This window comes from Cyanobium sp. T1B-Tous (genome assembly GCF_024345475.1).
Lineage (GTDB): Bacteria > Cyanobacteriota > Cyanobacteriia > PCC-6307 > Cyanobiaceae > Cyanobium_A.
Genome location: NZ_JAGQBE010000080.1, coordinates 1 through 9110, shown reverse-complemented (window position 1 = coordinate 9110; position 9110 = coordinate 1). Strand labels below are relative to the sequence as shown.

The following is a 9110-nucleotide window of genomic DNA, read 5'->3' as shown; positions in this document are numbered from 1 at the left end:
GGTGGGTCAGCGGCGTGCAGCGCACCGTGAGGTCGTCGTCATCGAGGAGCAGGGCACCGCTCTCGGCAGCGGATCGCACCCGGTGGGTGCGAAGGGGGTAGCTGATCCGGGTGGAGGAGGTGCGCAGCACCCCTTCGAGGTAGTCGCGCAGGGGATCGGGGCCGTAGAGGTCGATGCCCGTGCAGGTGCCCGCCAGGCCGAGGCTGGCCAGCAGGCCGGGCAGGCCAAATACATGGTCGCCGTGCATGTGGGTGACGAAAATCCGCCGCAGCTGGCTCACCCGCAGATCGCTGCGCAGAAACTGGTGCTGGGTGCCCTCGCCGCAGTCGAACAACCACAGCTCGCTGCGCTGGGGCAGACGCAGCGCCACGGCCGAGACATTGCGGCCCCGGGTGGGCACACCGGAGCTGGTGCCTAAAAAGGTGACCTGCACGGTCGTGCTGCCTCTGGCGCATGTTGCCACGCCGGGCACAATGGGCCCCCTGAGTCGGGAGAAGCAGCCTCCGTGCCCGTATTGCGCTTTCCCCTGGTGTCTTTGCTGGCAAGCGCCCTGGTGCTGACCGGTGCTGCTCCGGGACAGCTGCGGGCCCAGCAGGCCAACCCGCAGGTGCGGGTGCTGTTGCTCGAAACGGTCAAGCTCACGCTGGCGGCGCCTCAGCAGCCCTTGGTTTTGCGGGCCGGTAGCCAGCGCTGGTCGCTGGCGCCGCTGGAGCCGGTGGTGTTGCAGCTGGCTGCCGGCAGCCTTGTGCTGGAACGAGCCGCCGGCGTGGAGCGACTGCCTGCAGTTAGAGAGCTCTGGCTGGAGCCGGCAGCCCAGTCCGCTGGCCCCCCGTTGGATTTGCAGTTCAGCCCCCAGGAAGGCGCCGATTTTCAGCTACAGCAGCGGGGCTATCGCGGCCGACTGCAGGTGCTTGTGGGTAGCTCATCCCTACAGGCCGTGAACCATTTGCCCCTCGAGGCCTACCTTCCCAGCGTGGTGGCTAGCGAGATGCCGGCGAGCTGGCCCCAGGCGGCCTTGCGCGCTCAGGCGGTGGCCGCCCGCACCTATGCCCTGCGCCAGCGCAAGCCAGCTGCCGCTTTTGACGTGAGCGCCACCGTTTCGAGCCAGGTTTACAAGGGTGTTGAGGCGGAAACCCCTTCAACCCGTCAGGCGGTGGTTAGCACCAGCGGCCAGGTGTTGATGTTTGGTCCCAGCTTGGCCAACGCGGTTTTTCACAGCAGCGCCGGTGGCAGCACCGAAAACAGCGGTGATCTCTGGAGCCAGCAGCTTCCCTACCTGGTGAGCGTGCCCGATTTTGATCAGCACAGCCCGGTGCACGCCTGGCAGTTGCGCCTGGAGCCCGAGCAGCTGCAGAAGGCGTTTGGCGAGATCGGCGGTGCCCAGCGCATCGATGTGCTCGCCACCACCGGCTCCGGTCGGGTGCGCCAGGCGCGGGTGACTGGCCCTGCCGGCACCCTGGTGCTCACCGGCGCCCAGCTGCGCAGCCGCCTGGGGCTCAAGAGCACCATGGTGCGCTTTGAGGTGCTGGCCCCACAGCTGGCGGCCCTGCCAACTTCCCTGCCCACCTTCCTTCCTGCCTTGCCGCCGCTGATGCCGCGGGCTGCCGAGCCTGCCATCACCCCGGATCAGGTGCCCGTGCAACTGCCGCCGCCTTCGCTGCTGGCGATCGGCCGGGGCTTCGGCCATGGTGTGGGTATGAGCCAGTGGGGCGCCCACGGCATGGCCAACCGGGGCCAGAGCTACGAGCAGATCCTGCATCACTACTACCGCGGAACGGAGTTGCGCTCCTACGTCAGTCCCTGAAGTTGGAGTTGCGCTCCCTCGTTGATGGGCCGGCCGTGGCTGCTGCGGTGGCGTCCCGCCTGCTGGAAGAGTGCCTGCAGCGGCCCCGGCTTCCCCTGGGACTGGCCACGGGCCGCACCATGGAGCCTGTCTACGCGGCCTTAGCCCAGGAGCTTGAGCAGCTCAGTGGGGCGCAACAGCAGGCGATCCGCCAGGGCTGGCTGAGCTTCAACCTGGATGAATATGTGGGCTTGGCGGCCACCGATACCCGTTCCTTTGCGGCCTTCATGGCTGCCCGGCTGCAGCGCACCTTGGGGTTGCAGCCTGAGCAGGTGCTGCTGCCCGATGGCCTGGCGGCCGATCCCCAGGCTGAGGCCAGGCGCTACGGGTCCGCCCTCGCGGTTGCTGGTGGTGTGGGGCTGCAGCTGCTTGGTTTGGGCTTAAACGGCCATGTGGGCTTCAACGAGCCCCCCTGCGGAGCTCAAGCCCCCTGCCGCTGCCTGACCCTCAGCGCCGCCACCCGGACCCAGAACGCTGGTGCCTTTGGCGGCGATCCCGAGGCGGTGCCGGCCCAGGCGATCACGCTTGGATTGGCGGAGATCCTGGCGGCAGAGCGGATCCTGCTGGTGGTCACCGGGGCCAGCAAGGCGGCCATTTTGAAACGGGCTTTGCAGGAGCCCCCCTGCCCTGAGGTGCCAGCCAGCTGGCTGCAGCACCACCCCCGGCTGGAGGTAGTGGCGGATCGGGCGGCCCTAGGGACGTTCCTGCAGGGCAGGTAGCTGCCATTGCCCTGAAAGGGCCGACGGGCCTGGCCCATAGAGACGGCCCACGAAGAAGAAGGGCCCAGCAGGAGCCGGCAGCCAGTTGGAGACCTTGGCTGGGCCTGGGTTTTCATGCTGGAGATAGATCTCCAGGGAGCCATCTGCCCCCAGCTTCAGGCCCTCGGTGCGATCCCCGATCGAATAGCGGTTGATCGGATTGGCCACCAGCAATCGCTGGGGGAGTGAATACATCGTGATCGACCAGAACTCACTCACCGGCGGTAGCTGGCCGGCGGGGAAGCGCAGCACCCACTGGCGGCGGCCATCGAGCACCTTGCCGTCGGGGCCTTTCTGCTGAGTGGCGTAGAAGGCCTCGGAACTGCTGTTGCCGTAGATCCCCAGCATCGCCCCCATGGCCCGGTAGGTGAGGTAATCGCTCCCGAGTTCCTCGCGGGTGCCGAAGAAGCCCTTGGAACTGCTCTGGGCCAGGGCCTTGCTGCGCAGGTTGGTGGCGGCGGCGGCCACCCCGGCCTCGATGGCGCTGCGGGTGGCGGGAGTCAGTTGTTTGGGGTCAAAGGGCCGCCCCGGGCCGATGCCGATGCGGGCAAAGCGAGTCATCATCCCCTGCTCCGACGGCACGGTGGGCATGAACGGCAGCAGGGCGTTGAGGTAGCCGATGAAGCCGATTCCCTCGGCCTTTGCCGGATCCCAGGCGGGCCAGTTCACCGGCGGAGCGGGCTTGGGCGGCTTGGTCCCTTCGAAGCTCGAAAGGGGGATCAACTGGTATTTCGCCTGCAGCGCCTGAAGCGCTGGGATGTCCCCGGGCCCGTTGAGCTGGGTGCGGGTGAGGCTGCCTACGAAATCTGTCTCGGCGCGGAACACCTTGGTGATCCCCTTGGGCACGCTGCCCTGCCAACGGGGGCCGGCAAACAAATAGGTGCCGGCGCCGCGCCCCGTGGCCCGCACGCCGGTGTAGGCGAAGTTGTGGGTGTAGAGGTCGACCCACTGGTTTACGTAATAGCGGGGTGCCGGCACGGCTGGCAGCTTCAGCACGATCGGTTCAGCCCTTAGATCCAGCCAGGTCCAGGAATAGGGCGTGTCGTTGTTGGGGGTGACGATGTCGGTGTCGGCCGGGGTGGCGGAGCGGCTGTAATGACGGAATCGGTTGAAGCCGCCCACATAGCCCGGAAAGGCCTTGTTCTGAGTCTGGTTCCAGAAGGTCTGGTAGCCCTGCAGGGAGGCATAGGCGTAGAGCCAGGCCTCAGCGGCGATGGCCTTCGCTTCGGCGGGGGTGGGGGCTGGCGCCACAGAGGCGGCTAGGGCTGGTCCCGGCGCGGCGCTGGTCACTGCCATCAGGGCGAGGATCAGCCCCAGGCTTCTGGGCGGACGCTGGTTGCTGGTCTTCATGGCTGGATCGTCGTGATGTCGTTGAGTTGCCAGGTTTTGGCGAAATAGGGCTCGGTGGGGCCGTAGAAGCGGAAGTAGGCAAACCAGCCCTTGCCTGGAGTGGTCTGGATCCAGTTCTTGGCACCGGCAGGCCGGATTGGCCCGAAATCCACATCCACCGAGCCGTCGGCGTTGCTCGCCAGATCGGGCTTGCGGGAGCTGAGGTCGGCGGCGCCCTGGGGGGTGATCAGCGGGCCGCGGCTGAGGTTGTCGTAGAGGGTGATCGACCAGAACTGCTTCACCGGCGCATTGGCCGGCACGCGCATGCGATAGCTGCGGCCGCCGTCGAGCCATTGGCCCTTGGCATCTATGGAGGCCTCCAGATACACCTGGCCGAAGCCCACCACCCGGCCCTGCATCCCCACCGACATGGCTATGGCCTCGTAGAACCAGGAGCTGCGTTCGTCGAACTGCACCCGCAGCTTGTCGGGGGATTCCTGATCCAGATCGAACAGCACGGCGTACTCCCAGTGCTTGCCGGGGTACACCGTGGCGCCAGGGGTGCGCTTGTCGTAGGCGATGGTGCGGGCCATCAGGTCACCCAGCTGGGCCCCCTCGCTGAGGATTCGTGCCTGCCGGGCATCGGGCTTGAAAGGCTGGCCCGGCGCAATGCCCAGGGGCGACAGCATCCCAAACATCATCCGATCGCGGGGGGCGACGGGCTCATTGGCGTAAAGATCACTGAGCAGCCGCCAGTAGGAGAGATCGGCGGGTTGGGCCGACTGCCAGGGGCGCCCGCCCACCTCGCTGTACCCGGTGGCCGCTGGGTTGGTGCGTTCGTTCCAGCCGTAGAGACGGTGCTGGCGCACGGTGGCCTCGGCCACGGCCTTGTCCGGCGCCAGGCCCCGGGTGCCGAACCACACCTGGTTGCTTGGGGAGCGGAAGATGCGGTAGCCCGGGGCCACCACCTCCGGCCCACCGGGGGGAAGGATCAGGTACTTGCCGCCGGCGCCCTTGTCGGGCCCGGTCTGGCCCAGGTCGGTGATCGGCTGCTGCCAGATGTCGAGCACGCCGCCGGCGGTGAGCCCGGCCGGCACCTCCACCACCAGCGGCCCCTGCTTGGCCAGATCCCAGAAGCTGAAGGCGTAGAGGGTAGTGATGTTGGGGGTGAGCATCCCCGCCTTGTCCTGCAGCGTGCGGTAGAGCAGCACATCGCCGTTGCGCACGCCCATGGTTTTCGCCTGGGCGTCGTAGAGGGCCTTGAAGCCCACCGCGGGCAGGGCCCACAGGTAGCCCTGGGTGGCCCGCTGCAGGTCGAGGGTGTCGTAGAGCTTGCGGGCGGTGGCGGCCGTGGGGTAGCCGTTCTCCAGTTGCAGGCGTCCCAAAGCCGGCGTGTCCACGCTGGTTTTGGCTGAGGCGGTGGGTGCGGCCTGGGCCAGGGACGGGCTGCTCAGGGGGGCCAGCAGGGCCAGGATTCCCAGGGATAGCGCTGCGGGGCGGACAGGGGGCATTAAGCGGGGTGCTAGGGAGACTCTGGAAAACCCAGCCTATCTGCGCGAAAATGAGCCTGTAACCGCATGCCAGGACTGGGTTGATGGGCGGCAAGCAGCTTGGCTTCTCGGATTACGAGCTCACAACAGCCAAGAAGCAGACCAAACGGGAGAAGTTTCTCTCTGAGATGGAGGTGGTGGTGCCATGGCAGGCACTCATCGATCTGATCGAGCCCCACTACCCCAAAGCGAGTAAGAAAGGCGGCCGCCCCCCGTATCCACTCGCCACGATGCTGCGGATCCATCTGCTGCAGCAGTGGTATTCCCTCAGTGATCCGGCCATGGAAGAGGCCCTGATCGAGGTGCCCACCATGCGCCGCTTTGCGGGCATCGAGCTGATCAGCGATCGGATCCCGGATGAAACCACGATTCTCACCTTCCGCCACCTGCTGGAGAAGCACGGGCTGGGCGAGCAGATCTTTGAGGTCGTCAAAGCCCACCTCAGTGCGCGGGACATGACGATGCGCCAAGGCACGATCGTTGATGCCACCTTGATCGCGGCGCCCAGCTCCACCAAGAACAAAGAGGGGAAGCGAGATCCAGAGATGCACCAGACCAAGAAGGGCAATCAGTGGTACTACGGAATGAAAATCCATATCGGCGTCGATAAGGACTCCGGACTGATTCATTCAGTGGCCACCACGGCCGCCAACGTGCATGACCTCACCCCTGTCGCCGAGCTGTTGCATGGTGATGAAGAGGTGGTTTACGGCGACGCCGGCTACAACGGCATCGCCAAGAGGGGCGATATAGCGGGCAATTCAGCAGAATTCCGAGTAGCGATGCGTCCCGGAAAACGGCGATCCTTGCCGAACACCCCAGATGGGAAGCTGCAGGATCTGATCGAGACAGCCAAGTCACACGTACGCGCCAAGGTCGAGCATCCGTTCCGGGTTATCAAACAACAGTTCGGCTTCCAGAAAACCCGGCTGCGTGGCATGGCCAAGAACCGCTGCAAGGTCAACGTGATCGCTGCACTCACGAACCTATTCTTAGCGCGCCGCCTGTTGCTCTTGGCGACATGAACGGAGGGAATGGTGTGTCCGGGGGGCCTCAATAGACCTCAAAACCACCAAAAAATAGGTGGGAAATAACGGCAGAGCACTTATGGGAGCCCTGCTAAATCAAATTGCAGTCGAACGCGACAGTTTTGAATTCAGAAGCTTCTTAATCCCATGTTGCCCAGAGACTCCCTAACCAGCTAGTTGTTTGATTGTTGGAACAGCCCATGGCTTGCTATCAACAGACTAGGGCTTGTTGTCTATAGGGAAGAGTCGAACTCTGCGATTAGTTCGCTCAGCTCTGATGCCCCAACTGTGTAGATCTCATTACAGAAGTGGCAGGTAAGTTCGGCATGGCCGTCCTCCACTAAAATTGAGCTCAGTTCAGCTTGGCCAAGCAGTTTCAGGGCGCTGACGCTGCGCTCCCTGCTGCAGGGGCAGTGGAACCGCACCGGCGTACAGGCCTCAGCATCTTCTAGGGGCTGGGGATCGAGGTCTGGAAAAATATCTTCGAGCAGGTTGTGTAGCTGGCCTTCGCACTCGGCTAGTCGTTGGCTGAAGTGCTTCACCTCGCGGCAGCGCTCCTCGAGAAGGGCCACTAGCGCTGGTTCGCGGGCGGCCTTTGGCATCACCTGCACCAGCACGCCGCCACTGCAAACCACACCACTCTTGTCGAGCTGCTCGCCCACGAATACCGCTGAAGGGGTCTGCTCGGAGTGCAGCAGATAGGAAGCCAGGTCTTCGCCGATGCCGCCGCTCACCAGCTCCACCGTTGAGCTGAAGGGCTCGCCTTCACCCAGATCTCGCACCACGTGCAGATAGCCGGTGCCGCAGGCGGTTTTGAAGTCAAAGTGGGCCAGGCCTTCTGGATCTTTCAGCAGCTCGAGCTCCAAGCCCGGGTAGCCCACATGGCCGCGCACAGTGCCGTTGCGGCCCGCATCCACCATCAGGCCCTTCAAGGGGCCATCGGAGGCAATCCGCAGGTTGACACGGCCATGGGCCACCTTCATCGAGCTGGCCAGCAGCAGCCCAGCCGTCATGGCCCGGCCCAGCAGGGCACTGGCGAGAAAAGAGAGCTGGTGGCGCTCCCTGGCGGTGCGGCTGGCCTGGGTGGTACTGACCGCCACCATGCGGATGCCGCCGCCGGCGGCCGTGGCCCGGAGAAGTTGGTCGCTCAAGGCTGGTTTTCCTGGGGGGTGGCCATCGTTGGAGCCATCGTAGGCAGCGCGCCGAGAGGTTCCAGCTGACCCTGCTCCAGCCGCCAGCCTCCATCGATCACGCCGCGAAATAGCTCCGGCTCGTGGGTGACCACCAGCACGGCCCGCTCCTGGGACAGGGCCGCCAACAGCTCCAGGATTTCGCCACGAACGGCCCAGTCGAGGCCTGCGGTGGGTTCATCCAGCAGCAGCACCCGGGGGTTGCGCAGCAGCTGCACTGCCAGGGCCAGGCGCCTTTGCTGGCCGCCGCTGAGCTGCTCCGGCGCCTGCTGCAATGACAACCCTTCCATACCCACCAGTTGCAGGGCTGCCTGGGCCTCTTCTGCTGTGAGCCGGCGGTGACCGAGCTTCAGCTCCTGCCCCACGCTGAGGCCGAGGAAATGGCGCTCCGGAAACTGAAATACCAGGCCGCATAGCCAGCGAAGCTGGCGACCATTGAGCCGCTCGCCTTCCCACAGCACCTGGCCGCTAGAGGGCTCGGCCAAGCCGCTGATCACCTCCAGCAGGGTGGTTTTGCCACTGCCACTGCGGCCGGCCACCAGGGAAGCGCGGCCCACGGCCAGGGTGAGGCTGACGCCGCAGAGCACCGGTGCCACCGCCGTGGCCGGTTGGTAGCTGACGTTGCGGAGCTCAAGCATCCCCCCAGCATGCCGGCGGGCGTGTTTGATTGAGCCAGTTCTCTGTTGCAGCCAATCCGCCATGGAGGTGCGTTTCCGCGAATTCAATCCCTTCAACTGCTGGATCTGGATGCGTTTCCCCCACCCGGTGGGTTCGGGTGAGCGCGGCTACTTGGAAACCGCCTTCGATAGTTGGTTTTACCTGGGCAAGTTGGGGGGCTTCAACGCCGAAAACCTCCAGGCCCACGAGGAGGGCGCGGAGCTGGGCTGGATGGCCTACAGCCACGAGGCTGCTGCCGGCGCCCTGCCAGCCCTGATGCACAACATGGGCCCTATGGAATATCAGGAGGAGTGGGCGCGTTGCTGGGTGGATCTCGGCACCAGTGATGCCTTCGCCCTCGACGTGTTGATCAATGCCCTGGGCCAGCTCAACAACGACGTGCTCGAAATTGAGGAGTTGCTGATTGGTGGCCTCAACGACGACTGGCCGATCGAGGAGCAACCCGATGCCCTGTTCCCTGGCCTCGATGAGCTTGAGGACGAAGACAACGACGAAGACGACAACGATGAAGATGACGAAGACGTTGGTGAAGCTGACGATGATTATGAAGACCCCCAGTCCCGCGACTAGAAAGCAGCGTGACTCGGGATCTGCGCCGTCTGCTAATTACCCCCGGTCGCTTGCCCGCCGGCCCCTCTGCTGGCGCTGAGCTGGAGCTGGATCGCCAGGAGCTCCATTACCTCACCCGGGTGCTGCGCTTGCGCCCCGGTGATCGCTTTGCGGTGGTGGATGGG

General features: G+C 65.1%; 9 protein-coding genes and 1 pseudogene. 5 read left to right on the top strand and 5 right to left on the bottom strand.

What is annotated here, in order from left to right:
* A partial coding sequence (locus KBY71_RS13440) for an MBL fold metallo-hydrolase (protein ID WP_254929401.1) occupies nt 1-433 on the bottom strand: 433 nt, incomplete at its 3' end.
* A gap of 96 nt (nt 434-529) precedes the next feature.
* On the opposite strand from KBY71_RS13440, the gene KBY71_RS13435 reads away from it, so the two are divergent.
* Together KBY71_RS13435 and KBY71_RS13430 are read left to right on the top strand one after the other, a co-directional pair.
* Entirely contained in the window at nt 530-1804 is a 1275-nt protein-coding gene (locus KBY71_RS13435) for a SpoIID/LytB domain-containing protein (protein WP_254929400.1), read from the top strand.
* 8 nt (nt 1805-1812) lie between these two features.
* A complete protein-coding gene (locus tag KBY71_RS13430) occupies nt 1813-2562 on the top strand; it encodes a glucosamine-6-phosphate deaminase (protein WP_254929399.1) in 750 nt (249 codons plus the stop codon).
* On the opposite strand, the gene KBY71_RS13425 is transcribed toward KBY71_RS13430, so the two are convergent.
* Nucleotides 2536-3951 (bottom strand): DUF1254 domain-containing protein, encoded by a 1416-nt coding sequence (locus KBY71_RS13425; RefSeq protein WP_254929398.1) that lies wholly within the window; start codon nt 3949-3951, stop codon nt 2536-2538. The two genes, KBY71_RS13430 and KBY71_RS13425, sit on opposite strands and share 27 nt — an antisense overlap.
* A complete protein-coding gene (locus KBY71_RS13420; RefSeq protein ID WP_254929397.1) occupies nt 3948-5441 on the bottom strand; it encodes a DUF1254 domain-containing protein in 1494 nt (497 codons plus the stop codon). The genes KBY71_RS13425 and KBY71_RS13420 overlap by 4 nt, the downstream gene beginning before the upstream one ends.
* A gap of 83 nt (nt 5442-5524) precedes the next feature.
* On the opposite strand from KBY71_RS13420, the gene KBY71_RS13415 reads away from it, so the two are divergent.
* Complete coding sequence (locus KBY71_RS13415) at nt 5525-6505, top strand: IS5 family transposase (protein ID WP_254929396.1); 981 nt, start codon at nt 5525-5527, stop codon at nt 6503-6505.
* A gap of 236 nt (nt 6506-6741) precedes the next feature.
* Here the strand turns inward: KBY71_RS13415 and hslO are convergent, their stop codons facing one another.
* Both hslO and KBY71_RS13405 read right to left on the bottom strand, forming a co-directional pair.
* On the bottom strand, nt 6742-7659 hold the full coding sequence (gene hslO / locus KBY71_RS13410) for an Hsp33 family molecular chaperone HslO (protein ID WP_254929395.1): 918 nt from the start codon (nt 7657-7659) through the stop codon (nt 6742-6744).
* Nucleotides 7656-8336, bottom strand: coding sequence for an ABC transporter ATP-binding protein (locus KBY71_RS13405; RefSeq protein ID WP_254929394.1), 681 nt, complete (start codon nt 8334-8336; stop codon nt 7656-7658). Before KBY71_RS13405 ends, hslO begins: the two co-directional genes overlap by 4 nt.
* Nucleotides 8337-8397: 61 nt before the next feature.
* Between KBY71_RS13405 and KBY71_RS13400 the strand changes: the two are divergent.
* Together KBY71_RS13400 and KBY71_RS15155 are read left to right on the top strand one after the other, a co-directional pair.
* A pseudogene (locus tag KBY71_RS13400) lies at nt 8398-8841 on the top strand (DUF3531 family protein); the annotation flags it as partial.
* A 113-nt stretch (nt 8842-8954) separates the two neighbouring features.
* The coding region (locus KBY71_RS15155) for an RNA methyltransferase PUA domain-containing protein (RefSeq protein WP_315858566.1) at nt 8955-9110 on the top strand (156 nt) is incomplete at its 3' end.

What these genes read in the sequence shown, in the direction of transcription:
- KBY71_RS13425 (WP_254929398.1), bottom strand. Translation starts at nt 3,951, where the DNA reads ATGAAGACCAGCAACCAGCGTCCGCCCAGAAGCCTGGGGCTGATCCTC.
- KBY71_RS13415 (WP_254929396.1), top strand. Translation starts at nt 5,525, where the DNA reads ATGGGCGGCAAGCAGCTTGGCTTCTCGGATTACGAGCTCACAACAGCC.
- KBY71_RS13405 (WP_254929394.1), bottom strand. Translation starts at nt 8,336, where the DNA reads ATGCTTGAGCTCCGCAACGTCAGCTACCAACCGGCCACGGCGGTGGCA.
- KBY71_RS13420 (WP_254929397.1), bottom strand. Translation starts at nt 5,441, where the DNA reads ATGCCCCCTGTCCGCCCCGCAGCGCTATCCCTGGGAATCCTGGCCCTG.